The sequence below is a fragment of the Pseudomonas sp. Wu6 genome, assembly GCF_019891515.1.
GTDB classification, from domain to species: domain Bacteria; phylum Pseudomonadota; class Gammaproteobacteria; order Pseudomonadales; family Pseudomonadaceae; genus Aquipseudomonas; species Aquipseudomonas orientalis_A.
This window is the reverse complement of sequence record NZ_JAFLXH010000008.1, coordinates 132,160-149,281: the sequence shown is the minus strand read 5'-3', so window position 1 is coordinate 149,281 and position 17,122 is coordinate 132,160. Positions and strand designations below refer to the sequence as shown.

The window sequence follows — 17,122 nt, the reverse complement described above, 5'->3', positions numbered from 1 at the left end:
ATAGAGAGTCGCAGGAATGAAGCCGTTCACTTTCCGTTATCTGCTCCTTGCCGCATTTTCCCTGCTGCTGGGCGCCTGTCAAAGCACACCGCCCGCCGCCCCCGAAGCGCCGGACCCGCGCGCTGCGGCCATCGCGCAGCTGGAGCAAAACCTGGCCAGCAGCGAATTGGCCACGGCCGAAGACCAGCTCGCCACCTTGCAGGCCCAATCGCCCAATGACCCGGCGCTCGAGGCTTACCAGCGCCAGCTGGCCGAAGCCTACTTGCAGCGCAGCCAGATCGTGCTGCAAAAGGGTGACGTCAACGCCGCCGCCACGGCGCTAAGCCGTGCCCGCGCGCTGATGCCCAAGGCCCCGGCCCTGACCGGCGGCGTCAACAGCGCCATCAGTCATGCGCGCAAAGCCGAGCTGGATCAGGCCGAGGCCGCCCTGAAAGCGGCCGAAGCCAAGCCCGCCGCCAAGGTCATCGACCCGGCGGCGCCGAGCACCACCGTGGCGTTGAATTTGGCGGATGTCGAAGCCATGCGCCATCAGCTGGATGCCATCGCCACCGACGTGGTGAATTACCAGTGCGACGTCAGCATCCAGGTGCCACGCACCGAGGATTACCCGTGGCTGGCCACATTGCTGACCAAACGGGTGAAGCGAATTGATTCGGGGTATGACCTGAAGATTCACCGGCAGATTCTGAAGCACATTCCGGCGCAGGTTGTGCTGATTCCGCGTAAAGCGGACTAAAAGCATCGGGGGCAAGCCCCCTCCCACATTTGAACTGTGAATACATTCAAGTGTGGGAGGGGGCTTGCCCCCGATGACGATCTAACAAACAACCAACAAATTAAGCCGGAATCGCCTTAGCCTTCGGCTCCCGCTCCCATACCCGGTGCTGAGCAATCGCGGCAAAGAACGCCTTGAACGCCTTGGCATCCGCCCCCACGATCAACCCCGCATCCGCTTCCAGCTTCAACAGGTCGAGCAATGGCTTCACGTCGCTGGCGACCGCAATGGCCTTCAGGTGCTTGTACGCTTCCAGCACGTAATGCAATGCCACGCCGTCGCCGCTCAGGGCCTTGACCGACTCCTTGCCGCCCGGGATAAACACCGCGTCGAACGCAATGGACGGCAAGCCTTCCATCGACGCATCCACCGGCAGCGACTTGCCATCGGCCGTGGTCACAGGCGCCGACGTCGGCCCGAGCAACTTGGCATGCGCACCTTCAGCCTCCAGGGCTGCCTTGAGTGCAGCAATCGCCGCACCGTCCACGCCGTTCGCCGCCAGAATTGCCACTTTGCGCGTCTTGATGTCGCCCGACAGCAAGTTCACCTGGCTCAAGGCCGGCGATTCCTTCAACGACGTTTCACGCACAGGCACCGTGCCTTTCGTCGGCGCCGGCAAGCCCAGGTTCTGCGCAACGCGCTTGGCCAGTTCCAGGTCGATGTTGGCCAGAATATCATTCACCTGGCGGGCACGAATATGTTCGCGCTCGACCTTGCCCAACTCGAAGCTGTAGGCGGCGATGATGTGCTCTTTCTCGTGATGGCTCATGCTGTTGAAGAACAGCGTGGCCTGGGAAAAATGGTCGCCGAACGATTCGCTGCGCTCACGCACCTTGTTGGCATCCACGCGCTCGTAGTAAGTCTCGAAGCCACCATCCGTAGGACCGGGAGGTGTTTCCTTCGGCCAGCCGCCATCGATGGAGTTGGGCTCATAAGCCGCACGCCCTTTGTCGATCACCGTGCGATGCTGAGCGTCGCGCTGGCCGTTATGGAACGGCGCCACTGGGCGGTTGATCGGGATCTCATGGAAATTCGGGCCGCCGAGACGGCTGATCTGGGTGTCCGTGTAGGAAAACAGACGACCTTGCAGCAGTGGGTCGTTGGTGAAGTCGATACCCGGCACGATATGGCCCGGGCAGAACGCAACCTGCTCGACCTCGGCAAAGAAGTTGTCCGGGTTTCGGTTGAGCACCATCTTGCCCAGCGGAGTGATCGGTACCAGTTCCTCGGGGATGATCTTGGTCGGGTCGAGCAGGTCGAAGTCGAACTTATGCTCGTCTTCTTCTGCAACGATCTGAACACCCAGCTCCCACTCGGGGTAATCGCCGCTTTCGATCGATTCCCACAGGTCGCGACGGTGGTAGTCGGTGTCTTTACCGGCCAGCTTTTGCGCTTCGTCCCATACCAGCGAGCAGGTGCCGACTTTTGGCCGCCAGTGAAACTTCACAAAGCTCGACTTGCCTTCGGTGTTGATCAAACGGAAGGTATGCACGCCAAAGCCCTGCATGGCACGCAGGCTTTTTGGAATGGCGCGGTCAGACATTGCCCACACCACCATATGCGCCGACTCGGGCACCAGCGAGACAAAATCCCAGAACGTATCGTGCGCCGACCCGCCGGTAGGAATCTCGTTGTGCGGCTCAGGCTTAACGGCATGCACGAAGTCAGGAAACTTGATCGCATCCTGAATGAAGAACACCGGCATGTTGTTGCCCACCAGGTCGAAGTTGCCTTCCTCGGTGAAAAACTTCACGGCGAAACCGCGTACGTCACGCACGGTGTCACCGGAACCGCGCGGGCCCTGCACTGTGGAAAAACGCGCGAACACCGGCGTTTTATGTTCTGGAGTCCGTAGGAAACCGGCCTTGGTCAGCGCCGAATGGTCGCCGTAGCTCTGGAAATAGCCATGGGCGCCCGTACCACGGGCGTGCACGATGCGCTCCGGAATACGCTCATGGTCAAAGTGCGTGATCTTTTCACGCATGATGAAGTCTTCCAGCAGCGACGGGCCACGCGCGCCGACCTTCAGGGTGTTCTGGTTGTCAGAGATCTTCACGCCCTGGTTGGTGCGCAGGGCCTGACCGGTCGCATCGGAACGGAATTCTTCCAGCGCCTGCAGTTTGGCGTTGGTATTGCCTCGGTCCAGGGTATCAGTGCCCGCGAGTTCACTCTTCGGCGGGGTGGCTGGCTTCTTGGTACTCATCAGTCAAAACTCCTTAGTCAAAGTGGCCAGAGCGGTCCCCGGCTCATTTGAGCGAAACCCCGGACACGGCACCCGGGAGATCGAATTGCTTAAGTAGTGACTGACAGGGTTTTGAGCCGTTCCTTTTTTATGACCTTTGGTCTCGTTATTGCCAAATCGCTGGATGGATGCGAAATAAATGCTAAGAAACGCTATACGGACAGGCTAAAATGCGCGCCCGGCTAACCGCTGATCCCTTTTCCATGCGCCCCACAAGGTTCGCTACGTGATCGAGTTTCAAAACGTCCATAAAACCTACCGCGTCGCCGGTAAGGATATTCCCGCCCTGCACCCCACCAGCCTGCGCGTCGAAAACGGCCAGGTGTTTGGCCTGATTGGCCACTCGGGTGCGGGAAAAAGTACCCTGCTGCGCCTGATTAACCGCCTCGAAGAACCCAGTGGCGGGAAGATCACGGTTGACGGTGAAGAAGTCACCGCGCTGGATGCCAACGGCCTGCGCCGTTTTCGCCAGCAGGTCGGGATGATCTTCCAGCACTTCAACCTGCTGGCGTCCAAGACCGTTGCAGACAACGTGGCGCTGCCGCTGACATTGGCCGGCGAATTGTCGCGCAAGGACATCGACCTGCGCGTGGCTGAACTGCTCGCCCGCGTCGGCCTGTCGGACCACGCCAGGAAGTACCCGGCGCAATTGTCCGGCGGCCAGAAACAGCGCGTCGGCATCGCCCGCGCCCTGGCCACCAAACCCAAGATCCTGCTGTGCGACGAGGCCACCAGCGCCCTCGACCCGCAGACCACCGCCTCGGTCCTGCAACTGTTGGCCGAGATCAACCGCGAACTCAAGCTGACCATCGTGTTGATCACCCATGAAATGGATGTGATTCGCCGCGTCTGCGACCAGGTGGCCGTGATGGACGCCGGCGTGATCGTCGAGCAAGGCTCGGTGGCCGACGTGTTCCTGCATCCAGAGCATCCGACCACCAAGCGCTTCGTCCAGGAAGCTGAACAGGTCGACGAAGGCGAGCAACGCGACGACTTCGCCCACGTGCCGGGCCGTATCGTGCGCCTGACCTTCCAGGGGGACGCGACCTACGCGCCATTGCTGGGTACCGTCGCCCGGGAAACGGGGGTGGACTACAGCATCCTCGCCGGTCGTATCGACCGCATCAAAGACATTCCCTACGGGCAATTGACCCTCGCCGTCACCGGCGGTGACATGGACGCCGCGTTTGCGCGCTTCACCGCCGCCGACGTTCATATGGAGGTGCTGCGCTAATGGACGTTTTCCTGAGTTTCTTTGCCAACATCGACTGGTCCGAAATCTGGCTCGCCACTGGCGATACCATGATCATGCTGTTCGGTTCGCTGTTCTTCACGGTCGTGCTCGGCCTGCCGTTGGGCGTACTGCTGTTTCTGACGAGCCCGCGCCAACTGTTCGAACAGAAGGGCCTATATGCGCTGCTGTCGCTGGTCGTGAACATCCTGCGCTCGCTGCCGTTCATTATCCTGCTGATCGTCATGATTCCGTTCACGGTGTTGATCACCGGGACATCGCTGGGTGTGGCAGGTGCGATTCCGCCGCTGGTCGTGGGCGCCACACCGTTCTTTGCCCGCCTGGTGGAAACCGCCTTGCGTGAAGTCGACCGCGGCATCATCGAGGCCACCCAGTCGATGGGCGCAACGACGCGTCAGATCATCACCAACGCCCTGCTGCCCGAAGCCCGCCCCGGCATCTTCGCAGCGATTACGGTGACGGCGATTACACTGGTGTCCTACACGGCGATGGCCGGGGTAGTCGGTGCCGGTGGCCTGGGCGACCTGGCGATCCGCTTCGGTTACCAACGCTTCCAGACCGATGTAATGGTGGTCACCGTGGTAATGCTGTTGATCCTGGTGCAAATTCTGCAAACCGTCGGCGACAGGCTGGTGGTGCACTTTTCTCGAAAATAACGGCCATTGCCGGCCTTCTGCCGGCAGATGCCCGAACAAGGAGCTTGCTGGATGAAAAAACTACTGGTTGCTTTCGCCGCCGTTGCCGCGTTTTCCGCCCATGCCGAGACCATCACGGTCGCCGCATCGCCGGTGCCGCACGCGGAAATCCTCGAATTCGTGAAACCTGCGCTGGCCAAAGAAGGCGTAGACCTGCAGGTCAAAGTATTCACCGACTATGTACAGCCGAACGTGCAGGTGGCTGAAAAGCGCCTGGACGCCAACTTCTTCCAGCACCAGCCGTACCTGGATGAGTTCAACAAGGCCAAGGGCACTCACCTGGTGAGCGTCGGCGGCGTGCACCTGGAACCGCTGGGCGCGTACTCGAGCAAATACAAAAAGCTGGCCGACCTGCCGGACGGCGCCAATGTGGTGATCCCAAACGACGCCACCAACGGCGGCCGTGCCCTGTTGCTGCTGGCCAACAACGGCCTGATCACCCTGAAGGACCCGACCAACATCCTGTCGACCATCAAGGACATTACCGGTAACACCAAGAACCTGAAATTCCGCGAACTGGAAGCCGCCACCCTGCCGCGCGTACTGACCCAGGTCGACCTGGCGCTGATCAACACCAACTACGCGCTGGAAGCCAAGCTGGACCCGTCCAAGGACGCCCTGGTGATCGAAGGCAGCGACTCGCCTTACGTCAACATCCTGGTGACCCGCGAAGACAACAAGGATTCGGACGCCGTGAAGAAGCTGGTTGCCGCCCTGCACACGCCTGAAGTGAAGCAATTTATCGAAGAGAAGTACAAAGGCGCGATCAAGCCGGCGTTCTGATTCAAAGCGGACGCAGAGCGTCCAGGGCGGCATTCCCACGCAGAGCGTGGGAACGATCAACGATCTCCAACACACTGGAGATCAAAATGTGGGAGGGGGCTTGCCCCCTCCCACATTTGTTTTTTGGCGTGAGCTATTTACGCTGCAGCAACCCCGGCAGCTGCGCCACCAGCTTCTGGTTGTTCAACGGCGCACGAATGAACCCGCGCTGGGTACCGTCCGGGCCGATCAGCGCCAGGTTGCCGCTGTGGTCGACGGTGTAGTTCGGCTTGCTGGTGTCCGCAGGAATGAAGGGAATGCTCACGGCATTCGAGACCTTCTGCACCTCCTGCACATTGGTGCCGGTCAACCCCTGGAATTGCGGGTCGAAGTAGCCCAGGTACTGCTTGAGCTGGGTCGGGGTGTCGCGGTTCGGGTCGACGCTGACCAGGATCACTTGCAACTTGTCCACCGCCTCTTTGGGCAGTTCGCTCTTGATCTGGCGCAGTTGGGCGAGGGTGGTGGGGCAGATGTCCGGGCAGAAGGTGTAGCCGAAGAACAGCAGGCTCCACTTGCCTTTGAGCTCATTGACCAGCACCGGCTGGCCGTCCTGGTTGGTCATGCTCACCGCAGGCAGCTGGCGGCTTTGCGGCAGCAGGATAATGCCGGCATCGATCAGCGCGGTCGGATCGCCCTGGCCTTTGCCCGAGAGCACCTTGTTGACGGTCAGGCCCATGATCAATGCCACCAGGGCCACCAGAATGAAGACAGTTTTTTGAGTTCGAGTCATAGGTTCAACAGTAGGTAGTGGTCTACGAGCAGGGCGATAAACAGCAACAGCAGGTACCAGATAGAGTACTTGAAGGTGTTGACCGCCGCGTGCGGCTGGCTGCCACGGTACAGCACCCAGGCCCATTGCAGAAAGCGCCCGCCCAATACCGTCGCACAGGCCAGGTACAACAACCCGCTCATATGGATCACATAGGGCATCAGGCTCACCGCCAGCAGGGCGAAGGTGTAGAGCAGGATATGCACTTTGGTGTAATGCTCGCCGTGGGTGACCGGCAGCATCGGGATGTCGGCCTTGGCGTACTCCTCCTTGCGATGGATGGCCAGCGCCCAGAAGTGCGGCGGCGTCCAGGCGAAGATGATCAGCACCAGCAGCAGCGGCTCGGCGCTGACATGCCCGGTCACGGCGACCCAGCCCAACAACGGCGGCGCGGCACCGGCCAGGCCACCGATGACAATGTTCTGAGGCGTTGCGCGCTTAAGAAACCCGGTGTAGATCACCGCGTAGCCCAGCAACGAAGCCAGGGTCAGCCAGGCCGCCAGGGGGTTGGTGAACGCCAGTAACAGCGCCAGGCCCGTCACCGCCAGCACCAACGCAAATACCAGCGCCGCAACGGCTGAGACCCGCCCCTCGGCCAGTGGTCGTTTGTGAGTGCGCGCCATCAGCGCATCAATGCGCCGATCCACCACATGGTTGACCGCCGCCGCCGCGCCCGCACACAGGGCAATGCCCAGGTTGCCGAACACCAGCACCGTCCACGGCACCCCGGCGCGGGTGGCGAGGAACATGCCCACCAGCGAGGTGATCAGCATCAGCACCACCACTTTCGGCTTGGTCAGCTCCAGATAGTCACGCCAGACCGCCTGGCCGTGACGCGCGCCGATCAAGGACGCCATGGCATCTCTCCTTTAAGGGTTATCAAGCCCGATGCCGGTTTTCGCGCAATGAACCGCCAGGTGATTGGGTGTGGATAGCGCACCCGAACCAGGCTGGTGCGCGCGTGATAATTGACCAGCACCAGGGTCAGCAAGAGCGCTGCGCCCCCGGCGTTGTGCGCCACCGCCACCGGCAGCGGCAAGCCGAACGCCACATTGCTCAGGCCCAGGCTGATTTGCGCCGCCAGGGCGATCAACAGCAAGCCCGCCAGGCGCGTCATGCCCACCGCGCGCAACTGCCAGGCCAGGCCCAGCAGCACCAGCGTGACCAGCACCGCACCCACGCGATGGGTGAGATGAATGGCGGTGCGCGCATCGCTGTCCAACTGACCGCCCAGGTAATTGGGGCCGATATGCTGGGTCAGGTGAAAGCCATTGGCGAAGTCCGCCGCCGGCCACCATTGACCGTGACACGTCGGCAAATCGACACAGGCCACCGCCGCATAGTTGGCGCTGACCCAACCGCCCAAGGCAATCTGCCCGATCACCAGCACCAGCCCCGCCGTCGCCCAATATTGCAGGCGCCTGGGTACGATCAATGCGGGCAGCACGCCGGACAGACGCAGGCTCAGCAGGAACAGCAGGCTCAAGGTGGCAAAGCCGCCCAGCAAGTGGCCCGTCACCACCTGCGGCCACAGCTTCAGCGTCACCGTCCACATGCCAAACGCCGCCTGGGCGCACACCACTACCAATACGAACAGCGGCAATTTCACCGGCTGGCCCGGATCACGCCGGTGGCTCCAGGCCCGCGCCGCCAACAGCGCGATGAGGATGGCGAGGGTGCCGGCAAAGTAGCGGTGGGTCATCTCGGCCCAGCCCTTGTCGGCCTCCACTGGCGTATCAGGAAAGTGCAGTTCGGCATGGGCCAACTGGGCTGCGCTTTGCGGCACGCCGATAAAGCCATAGCACCCCGGCCAGTCCGGGCAACCAAGGCCGGCATGGGTCAGGCGGGTATAGGCACCGAGCAACACGACAATCAGCGCGAGCAGGGTGGCAAACAGCGCGAGGCGAAATCCAGGCTTGGCCATGACGATGCCCTTATCCGATGTTCGACAGTTTCAGCAGCAGGCGCAGGTCGTTGAGCAAGTCCTTGCCGTTGACCTTGGCGTCGTAGCGCAGCACCAGGTTGCCGTGGGGGTCGACGATCCACAGTTGCGCATCGCCAGGCGCGGCGGCGTTGCGGTTGAAGGTCGACAGGTCCAGTGAATAGCGCTGCAATTGCGGGTATTCGGCCTTGAGCCGGGTGTCGTAGTCGGTGCCGACCGGCTGCGCACTGGCCAGCGCGTGGCTGGCGCGGGACGCATCGCGACCCAGGCCGATCTGCAGCTGGCGCGCCAGGTACACGAGTTGCTGGCACTCGGCGGCGCAGCTGGCGGGCGCGGTGACCAGCAACTGCCAGCGATCCTCAGCGGCCTGCACGCCTATGTCTGCGCGGGTCTGACCGTTTCCGATCAGTTCACCGTGATAACTGCGGCTGTCCGGCACCCAGAATTGCAGTTTGTACATAAAGGTCGCCAGCACCATCGGGCCCACCACCATCAGCAGGATCAGGATCAACTGCCAGCGGCCCTTACGCCGGTCCGGCGCTTCAGACACGTTGAGTGGATTCATGGCGGCTCCCATGGCGCTTCTCCTTTGCGTTGTGCCATCCGAGGTAGAGGTAAAGCGCCAGCAGCGCCAGTGACATGGCAAACCACTGCACCGCATACCCCAGGTGTTTTTCCGGCCCCATGGCGACCACAGGCCAGTGGGTGTCGTACGTACCGGGGCCGGCTTCGGCGCGCAGTTCAAAGGCGAACCCATTGCGGCCCAACTCGGCCCACAGGGCGACGGGATGCAACGCGGTCAGCAGGCGCGGCCATTGCACCGTCGCGGGATCAACCTGCAACTGGAAGGTTTCGCCGGGAGCGACGTACACCCAGGCGACCAGATTCACCGGTTGACCCGGCGTGGCGAACGCCGGTGGCGTACGGCGATCCGGCCAGGGCAGCCAGCCGCGATTGAGCAGCACCCAAAGGCCGCTGGCCTGATCATGAAAGGGTTGCAGCAACTCGACACCGGCCTTGCCGTCGCGCATACGGTTGTCGAGCAACACACTGTGGTCGGCATCGAAGCTGCCGCGCAGATGCACCCGGCGAAAGGCTGGATCGGCGCTCGTCTCAAGCTGCTCGCTGCCAATAGGCTCGGCGGCACGCCGCTCGGCGTAGATGTCGACCAACTGCTGTTTTTCCTGACCGCGCGACAGCTGCCAGAAGCCCAGGCCAATCATCAACGGCAGCAGCATCAGCACCACCAACGTCGGTGCGATACCGGGCCTGAAGCACTGTCGGGCACTGGCTATACTGGATTTCATTGCCCCTCCCCGTATGGCCCGGAGCCAGACCATGCTCAAAGCACTGATTGCCCTGATGCTGATCGCGACCGTTGCGAGCCTGTTCAGTGGCTTGTTCTTCCTGGTCAAGGACGAGGGTCGTTCCAACCGCCTCGTCACTGCCCTGACCGTACGTGTGGTGTTGGCCGCAATCACCGTGGGACTGATCGCCTGGGGCTTTTTCAGCGGCCAGTTGGTCTCGCATGCGCCGTGGTAGAACGGCTTACAGCACATACACAAAGAAAAACAGCCCAATCCACACCACATCCACGAAGTGCCAATACCAACTGGCCGCCTCGAAACCGAACTGGTGCTCGGCATTGAAATGCCCCTTCAGGATGCGCATCAGCATCACAAACAGAATGATCGTGCCGATGGTCACGTGGGCGCCGTGAAACCCGGTGAGCATGAAGAAGGTCGCGCCGTACACGCCCGAACCCAGCGTCAGGCCCAGCTCTTTATAGGCGTGGATGTACTCCTCGGCCTGGAACCCGAGAAACGCCAGGCCCAGCAAAACGGTCAGCGCCAGCCAGAGCTTCAGCGCACCGCGATGCCCTTTGCGCAGGGCATGGTGGGCAATGGTGATGGTCACGCTGGAGCTGACCAGCAGGATGGTGTTGACCAGCGGCAGGCCCCACGGGCTGATGGTGCCTTTGGGCGCCGGGTACAGCTTGGGGTCCGGGTTGTTCAGCAAAGGCCAGGCAAACTCGAAATTGGGCCACAACATATGCGCGATGCCCTTGGGCCCCTCGCCCGCCAACCATGGCCCCGACCAGGTGCGCACGTAAAACAGCGCGCCGAAGAACGCGATGAAGAACATCACTTCGGAAAAGATGAACCAGCTCATGCCCCAGCGAAACGAACGGTCCATTTGCGCACTGTACAAACCGGCGCGGCTCTCCTTGATCACTGCGCCGAACCAGCCGAACAGCATGTAGGCCAGCAACAGTCCGCCAACGAAAAAGATCCACGGGCCGTGGGATTCCGCGCGCAAGGCCTTGAGGTCGTTGAACCACACGGCCAGTCCATACACGGTCACCAACAGGCCAATCGTGGCAATTATCGGCCATTTGCTTTGCGACGGTACGTAGTACGTATCATGAGTCGACATGTATTCGCTCTCCTGATTGAGCGGGCAAACAGTAGCTAGCCGCCGCTGCGGGCCGCCCCTGGCGGCTGGCGCGCGGTGATATCGAACAGCGTGTACGCCAGGGTCAAATGCTTCACATCCTTGGGCATCGCGCGATCGACGATAAAGCGCACCGGCATCTCGATACGTTCGCCCGGCTGCAGCACTTGCTGGGTGAAGCAAAAGCACTCGGTCTTGTGGAAGTACATCGCCGCTTCGGCCGGGGAAATGCTGGGCACTGCCTGGGCGGTCATCGGTTTGTCGGTGGGGTTGTAGGCCACAAACAGCATCTCGGTCACCGCGCCCGGATTGACCACGACTTCGTCGGCCTTGGCATGGAAATCCCAGACCATATCGATGGCGTTGGTGGACAAAAACTGCACCCGCACCTGACGCGACGGGTCGACGACCTGCTCGCCTTCGTATTGCCCGCCAGTCTTGCCATTGATGCCGAACGCCTTGCACATCACGTCGTAAATCGGCACCAGGGCAAAGCCGAAGGCAAACATGGCCAGCACCAGGATCAGCAGGCGTGTGACCAGGCGTTTGAGCGGCACGGAGTCAGCCATGACACCCACCCAAAGCGAACACAATCAATGTGCGAGGGGGCTTGCCCCCGATGGCGGTGTACCAGTCGACACTATCACTGGCTGTGAGATAGCTATCGGGGGCAAGCCCCCTCCCACAGAGGATCACGAGCGTACTCATTTGACCTCCGGCGGCGTGGTGAAGGTGTGGTACGGCGCGGGCGAGGGCACGCTCCATTCCAACCCTTCGGCGCCATCCCACGGCTTGGCCGGTGCGGGCGGGCCGCCGCGGATGCACTTGATCACGATGAACAGGAAGAAAATCTGCGTGGCGCCGAACATGAAGGCGCCAATCGAGGACACCATGTTGAAGTCGGCGAACTGCAGGTTGTAGTCCGGCACCCGGCGCGGCATCCCGGCCAGGCCCACGAAGTGCATCGGGAAGAACGCCATGTTCATGCCCACGAAGGACAGCCAGAAGTGCAGCTTGCCGAGGGTTTCGTCATACATGTGGCCGGTCCATTTCGGCAGCCAGTAGTACGCCGACGCGAAGATGCCGAAGATCGCGCCGGGTACCAGTACGTAATGGAAATGCGCCACCACAAAGTAGGTGTCGTGGTACTGGAAGTCCGCCGGCGCAATCGCCAGCATCAGCCCGGAAAAGCCGCCGATGGTGAACAGGATCACAAAGGCCACCGCAAACAGCATCGGCGTCTCGAAGGTCAACGAGCCCTGCCACATGGTGCTGACCCAGTTGAACACCTTGACCCCGGTAGGCACCGCAATCAGCAGGGTGGCGTACATGAAGAACAGCTCGCCCACCAACGGAATGCCGACCACGAACATGTGGTGCGCCCACACGATGAACGACAGGAACGCAATGCTGGCCGTGGCGTAGACCATCGAGGTGTAGCCAAACAACGGCTTGCGCGAGAAGGTCGGGATGATCGAGCTGACGGCGCCAAAGGCCGGCAGGATCATGATGTACACCTCGGGGTGGCCGAAGAACCAGAACACATGCTGGAACAGCACGGGATCACCACCACCCGCCGCACTGAAAAAGCTGGTGCCGAAGTGGATGTCCATCAGCATCATGGTCACGCAACCGGCCAACACGGGCATCACCGCAATCAGCAGGAACGCGGTGATCAGCCAGGTCCACACGAACAGCGGCATTTTCATCAGGGTCATGCCCGGTGCGCGCAAGTTGAGGATGGTTGCGACCACGTTGATCGCGCCCATGATCGAACTGATGCCCATCAGGTGAATGGCGAAGATGAAGAACGTCACGCTTTCCGGCGCATAGGTGGTGGAGAGCGGGGCGTAGAAGGTCCAGCCGAAGTTCGGCCCGCCGCCGGGGCTGAACAGGGTCGACACCAGCAGCAGGAACGCCGCCGGCAGCAGCCAGAAGCTGAAGTTGTTCATGCGCGGCAGGGCCATGTCCGGCGCGCCGATCATCAGCGGGATCATCCAGTTGGCCAGGCCGACAAAGGCCGGCATTACGGCGCCAAACACCATGATCAGGCCATGCATGGTGGTCATCTGGTTGAAGAACGCCGGCTCCACGATCTGCAGGCCGGGCTGGAACAGTTCGGCGCGAATCACCATGGCGAACGAACCGCCCAGCAGGAACATGGTGAAGGCGAACCACAGGTACATCGTGCCGATGTCCTTGTGATTAGTGGTCAGCACCCAGCGCATCAACCCTTTGGCGGGGCCGTGGGCGTGGTCGGCGTGACCATGGTCATCGATCACAGTGCTCATGGCCGTTCTCCTGCAAGCGAGTAAGCGGGGCGATTCAGTGCATGTGCAATGAAGGTAGTCATTTGCTTTGCGCCTGTTTCAGAGCCAGCACGTCTTTGGGCGTGACCATGTCGCCTTTGTTATTGCCCCAGGCATTGCGCTCGTAGGTCACGACAGCGGCGATATCGACTTCCGAAAGTTGCTTGCCGAAGGCCGCCATCGCGGTGCCGGGTTTGCCGTGATAGACAATGTTCAGGTGATCGGCGGCCGGGCCGGTGGCGATTTTCGAGCCCTTGAGCGCCGGGAACATCGGCGGCAGGCCCTGGCCTTCGGCCTGGTGACAGGCCACACAGGTGGTGTGGTAGACCTTGTCGCCGCGCGCGACCAACTCTTCCAGCGTCCACTCCTTGGAGGTCAGCTCCTTGAGCTTGACCGCCTCTTGTTTGCGCTCACCGAGCCAGGTGTCGTAGTCAGCCTTGGATTTGACTTCGACCACAATGGGCATGAACCCATGGTCCTTGCCGCACAATTCGGCGCACTGGCCGCGATAGATGCCGGGCTTCTCGACACGGGTCCAGGCCTCGTTGACGAAGCCGGGGATGGCGTCACGCTTGACGGCAAAGGCCGGCACCCACCAGGAGTGGATCACGTCAGCGGCGGTCACCAGAAAGCGCACCTTGGCGCCCACCGGCAACACCAGCGGCTGGTCGACTTCCAACAGGTAATGTTCGCCCTTGGTGGCCTGGTTATGGATCTGTTCGGCGGGCGTGGCCAGGTTGCTGAAGAACTCCACGTCCTGGCCCAGGTATTTGTAATGCCACTTCCACTGATAGCCGGTGACCTGGATATCGATATCCGACTCACTGCTGTCGTAGATGTTGATCAGGGTCTTGGTCGCTGGAATGGCCATGGCCACCAGGATCAGCAATGGCACCACGGTCCAAAGAATTTCTACGGTGGTGCTCTCATGGAATTTGGCCGCTACCTGGCCCGTGGACCGGCGATGCAGAATCATCGACCAGAACATCGCGCCAAACACGACGATGCCGATCACCACACAAATCCAGAAAATGGTCATGTGCAGGTCAAACACAGCGTGACTGACTTCAGTGGCCCCTGGCGCCATATTCGTTGTCCAGGCCGCGTGGGCCTGGCCGAATACCGACCACAACAGTAAGCCCATCCAAACGTGTGGATGTCGCGTCATTGCGGGTTCCCCTTTATGTTTCTTGTTATCCCGCCGGTTTGCACCTGCGGCCAAGGGAGCGGCTTCCAGACTGCTTACAACCGCCAAGCCTTGCCTGCTTCTGCAGTTGGGCGTCATCAGCTAATTGCGTACAGATCCGAGTATAGACAGCCGTAGCGACCCCGCAATGTGTAGGGGCAAATGAGTGAAAACAGACGGACCGAGGCCCAATGCAATGGGCGGCAGAATCGTTTATCCGGCCAAGGCTGGTATTTCGATATAACGTCTACGTATAACCATGAAATAATTATGACAAATGCGTCTTAGGCGCTCGTATAAACGAGCTACCTTATCCTCTCCCTTTTCCTACACCTGCATGACTGGAGCCTTCATGAACACCGCCGCATTGCGCGAGCAGATTTCCCGTGCCCATCAACACGAAGCCACGACGGGCCAGCTTGCCCGGCGACTGGAAAAACAATTGCCGCACCTGCATTCGGCCATTTCCCTGGCTGACGGTGATCGCAACATTGTCATGACCCGCTTTGTCACCGCCTACATCAACCTTGTCCCCGAGTTGCTCGACGCTGCCAATGACGTGGCACGCGAAGCCGGGATCGAAAGCCAGATAAAGCCCGTGCTGAAGATCGCCGAGCATTTCTTCCTGCAGCCGCCGGCGATTCTGGCCGGCCACGAAGGCCTGGACGGCCTGCTGGACGAGGCCTACCTGGCCCATCGTCTGGTGGAAGAGGTCAACGATCTGTACATCAAGCATTTCGGCCAGCCGCTGATTCCGGCCGATACCACCGTCGCCAACCTGATTGCCCATCAATTGATCGGTGAAGGTTTCGCCAACCAGCTGGATGAAGCCGTGCACCTGGCGGTGGATGAGATGCTTAACGAGGAGAGCTTTGCGCTGGAGTCGGTCGAGGCTTATCGCGAAACGCTCAAAAGCCCGAACACAGAAGCCGCGTGGAAGCGCTGGCCATGCCTGTCGCGCCAGTTGGGCGTTGAGCTGGCACTGGATCAGCCTGCCTGAATCTCGAGTCCGATAAAACTCCAATGTGGGAGGGGGCTTGCCCCCTCCCACATTTTTTTACCCGGTTTCGTCAGGTGGTGGACGGCGCCGAGCCAATCCCCACCGTTGTCCTTACCCGACCTTCCAACCGACGCTTCAAACCACGCGCTTCGATCACCAGCTTGGAGCCCTTGGCCGCATTGGCCCGTCCCCATTCCTCCAGCAACTCCAGGCAGGAATGGTCGATATAGCTCAGGTTATTGAGCGGCACATGCACGGTGGTTCCGGTCGGCACGGTCGACAGCACCTGCGTCAACGCCGGTACTTTGAGGAACGTCGCCGCTCCGGTCAGGCGCAACTCCATCTCACCGTCCTGAGGCAAATCGACCAGGCTGATTTTCAGCCGTGATGCCTTGAAGGCCAGCTTGACCAGCGTCAGCCCGAAGCCCACCAGCACCCCCGTCAGCAGGTCGGTGAAGATGATCGCCAACGCCGTGGCGGCATAGGTGAACATCGGCATCCGGCCATAACGTCCCAAGGCCTTGAACGCCTTCACGTCCACCAGCTTGATCCCGGTATACACCAGCACGCCGGCCAGGCTCGCCACCGGGATGCTTTGCAGCACACTCGACAGCAACAGCACGAAGCCCAGCAACCACACGCCATGGAACATCGCCGACAACCGCGTGGTGGCGCCCGCCTGGACGTTGGCCGAACTGCGCACAATCACACCGGTCATCGGCAAGGCACCGACCAATCCGCACAGCATGTTGCCCACGCCCTGGGCGGACAACTCCTTATCGAAATCCGAGCGCTGCCCGCTGTGCATGCGGTCGACCGCTGCGGCGGACAGCAGCGTCTCGGCACTGGCGATAAACGCGACGGCAAATGCGGCGATCAGCAGTTGCGGGTCAGCCAGGTTGAGCAGGTCGCTGGGGCGCAACCAATCGATGGCATCGGACAGGTTCGCCGGTACTTCCACACGCTTGACCTGCAATGCCAGCACCAGGCTGGTCACCGTCGCCAGGCCCACGCCCAGCAGAGCGCCTGGCACAAAGCGCAGTTTTTGCGGCCGGAATTTATCCCACAGGTACATCACCAGCATGGTCGACACACCGAGCAGGCCCGCCTGCCAGCCGAGCCCGCCGCCGAGGGTGGGAATCGCGTCGACCAACGCGGCCGGAAAGCCCGCCAGGTTATCCAACCCCGACGGTTTGGGGGCACCGTCGAGCATCACATGGATCTGCGACAGCACGATCAATACGCCGATCCCCGCCAGCATGCCGTATACCACCGCCGGCGCCGTCACGCGGAACCAGCAGCCCAGGCGCAGACGCCCGGCCACCAATTGCAGGAAACCCGCCAGCAGCAGGATAGGTCCCAGCATCATCATGCCGTGCTGGCGCACCAACTCGAACACCAACACCGCCAAGCCCGCTGCCGGGCCACTGACTTGCAGCGGAGACCCCGCCAACCAGCCCACCACCAGACCACCGATGATACCGGTGATCAAGCCCTTGGCCGGCGGCATGCCGGACGCGATTGCAATCCCCATGCACAAGGGCAGGGCGACCAGGAACACCACCACGGAGGCAAGCAGCTCCCGAGGCAGAACAGCTTTTAATTGAGCAGCACGCATGATGACTCTCCCGAGGCATTCGCCGGGCGCGGTAAAGCCTGGCTGCATCCATGGCAGC

The 17,122-nt window shown here is 61.3% G+C and carries 17 protein-coding genes; 6 read left to right on the top strand and 11 right to left on the bottom strand.

The genetic code is table 11. The features are described from left to right. Positions 1-16 precede the first annotated feature (16 nt). A complete protein-coding gene (locus tag J1G34_RS08070; RefSeq protein ID WP_065895280.1) occupies positions 17-736 on the top strand; it encodes a PA5502 family lipoprotein in 720 nt (239 codons plus the stop codon). Positions 737-836: 100 nt separating this feature from the next. On the opposite strand, the gene katE is transcribed toward J1G34_RS08070, so the two are convergent. Further along, positions 837-2,978, bottom strand: coding sequence for a catalase HPII (gene katE / locus J1G34_RS08065; RefSeq protein ID WP_222993754.1), 2,142 nt, complete (start codon positions 2,976-2,978; stop codon positions 837-839). A 265-nt stretch (positions 2,979-3,243) separates the two neighbouring features. Between katE and J1G34_RS08060 the strand changes: the two genes are divergently transcribed. From J1G34_RS08060 to J1G34_RS08050, 3 genes are read left to right on the top strand one after another with little or no spacing between them, the layout of a single operon-like run. Continuing rightward, positions 3,244-4,251, top strand: a complete 1,008-nt coding sequence (locus J1G34_RS08060) for a methionine ABC transporter ATP-binding protein (RefSeq protein WP_065895278.1) — start codon at positions 3,244-3,246, stop codon at positions 4,249-4,251. Next, positions 4,251-4,925 (top strand): methionine ABC transporter permease, encoded by a 675-nt coding sequence (locus J1G34_RS08055; RefSeq protein ID WP_065886769.1) that lies wholly within the window; start codon positions 4,251-4,253, stop codon positions 4,923-4,925. The genes J1G34_RS08060 and J1G34_RS08055 overlap by 1 nt, the downstream gene beginning before the upstream one ends. A 51-nt stretch (positions 4,926-4,976) precedes the next feature. Further along, positions 4,977-5,747: a MetQ/NlpA family ABC transporter substrate-binding protein gene (locus tag J1G34_RS08050; protein WP_065886768.1), complete on the top strand. Its 771-nt coding sequence runs from the start codon at positions 4,977-4,979 to the stop codon at positions 5,745-5,747. A 133-nt stretch (positions 5,748-5,880) separates the two neighbouring features. On the opposite strand, the gene J1G34_RS08045 is transcribed toward J1G34_RS08050, so the two are convergent. The 5 genes from J1G34_RS08045 to J1G34_RS08025 are packed head-to-tail and all read right to left on the bottom strand — an operon-like array spanning position 5,881 to position 9,804. Then, positions 5,881-6,516 carry an SCO family protein gene (locus J1G34_RS08045; protein WP_065897854.1) on the bottom strand — a complete coding sequence of 212 codons (636 nt, stop codon included), beginning with the start codon at positions 6,514-6,516 and terminating at the stop codon, positions 5,881-5,883. Further along, positions 6,513-7,412: a heme o synthase gene (cyoE, locus tag J1G34_RS08040; protein ID WP_065886766.1), complete on the bottom strand. Its 900-nt coding sequence runs from the start codon at positions 7,410-7,412 to the stop codon at positions 6,513-6,515. The genes J1G34_RS08045 and cyoE overlap by 4 nt, the downstream gene beginning before the upstream one ends. Beyond that, positions 7,400-8,479 carry a COX15/CtaA family protein gene (locus J1G34_RS08035; RefSeq protein ID WP_122463161.1) on the bottom strand — a complete coding sequence of 360 codons (1,080 nt, stop codon included), beginning with the start codon at positions 8,477-8,479 and terminating at the stop codon, positions 7,400-7,402. The genes cyoE and J1G34_RS08035 overlap by 13 nt, the downstream gene beginning before the upstream one ends. A 10-nt stretch (positions 8,480-8,489) precedes the next feature. Next, the gene (locus tag J1G34_RS08030) at positions 8,490-9,074 is read right to left on the bottom strand and encodes a hypothetical protein (RefSeq protein WP_130138619.1); all 585 of its coding nucleotides are present in this window, start codon (positions 9,072-9,074) and stop codon (positions 8,490-8,492) included. Continuing rightward, positions 9,040-9,804 carry an SURF1 family protein gene (locus tag J1G34_RS08025; RefSeq protein WP_222993752.1) on the bottom strand — a complete coding sequence of 255 codons (765 nt, stop codon included), beginning with the start codon at positions 9,802-9,804 and terminating at the stop codon, positions 9,040-9,042. The genes J1G34_RS08030 and J1G34_RS08025 overlap by 35 nt, the downstream gene beginning before the upstream one ends. Before the next feature lie 31 nt (positions 9,805-9,835). Here J1G34_RS08025 and J1G34_RS08020 point away from each other — a divergent pair, with 31 nt between their 5' ends. Then, complete coding sequence (locus J1G34_RS08020) at positions 9,836-10,039, top strand: twin transmembrane helix small protein (RefSeq protein WP_057725706.1); 204 nt, start codon at positions 9,836-9,838, stop codon at positions 10,037-10,039. A gap of 6 nt (positions 10,040-10,045) precedes the next feature. On the opposite strand, the gene J1G34_RS08015 is transcribed toward J1G34_RS08020, so the two are convergent. The 4 genes from J1G34_RS08015 to coxB form a co-directional block, all read right to left on the bottom strand. Further along, on the bottom strand, positions 10,046-10,933 hold the full coding sequence (locus J1G34_RS08015) for a cytochrome c oxidase subunit 3 (protein WP_222993750.1): 888 nt from the start codon (positions 10,931-10,933) through the stop codon (positions 10,046-10,048). A gap of 35 nt (positions 10,934-10,968) precedes the next feature. Continuing rightward, entirely contained in the window at positions 10,969-11,520 is a 552-nt protein-coding gene (locus tag J1G34_RS08010; protein WP_065895271.1) for a cytochrome c oxidase assembly protein, read from the bottom strand. Positions 11,521-11,655: 135 nt separating this feature from the next. Then, complete coding sequence (gene ctaD / locus J1G34_RS08005) at positions 11,656-13,242, bottom strand: cytochrome c oxidase subunit I (RefSeq protein ID WP_065895270.1); 1,587 nt, start codon at positions 13,240-13,242, stop codon at positions 11,656-11,658. A gap of 58 nt (positions 13,243-13,300) precedes the next feature. Then, positions 13,301-14,428: a cytochrome c oxidase subunit II gene (coxB, locus tag J1G34_RS08000; protein WP_065895269.1), complete on the bottom strand. Its 1,128-nt coding sequence runs from the start codon at positions 14,426-14,428 to the stop codon at positions 13,301-13,303. A gap of 370 nt (positions 14,429-14,798) precedes the next feature. Between coxB and J1G34_RS07995 the strand changes: the two genes are divergently transcribed. Further along, positions 14,799-15,446, top strand: coding sequence for a hypothetical protein (locus tag J1G34_RS07995; RefSeq protein WP_222993748.1), 648 nt, complete (start codon positions 14,799-14,801; stop codon positions 15,444-15,446). A 70-nt stretch (positions 15,447-15,516) separates the two neighbouring features. Here J1G34_RS07995 and J1G34_RS07990 read toward each other — a convergent pair whose 3' ends face one another. Beyond that, positions 15,517-17,064: a SulP family inorganic anion transporter gene (locus tag J1G34_RS07990; protein ID WP_065895267.1), complete on the bottom strand. Its 1,548-nt coding sequence runs from the start codon at positions 17,062-17,064 to the stop codon at positions 15,517-15,519. Between the last annotated feature and the right edge of the window lie 58 nt (positions 17,065-17,122).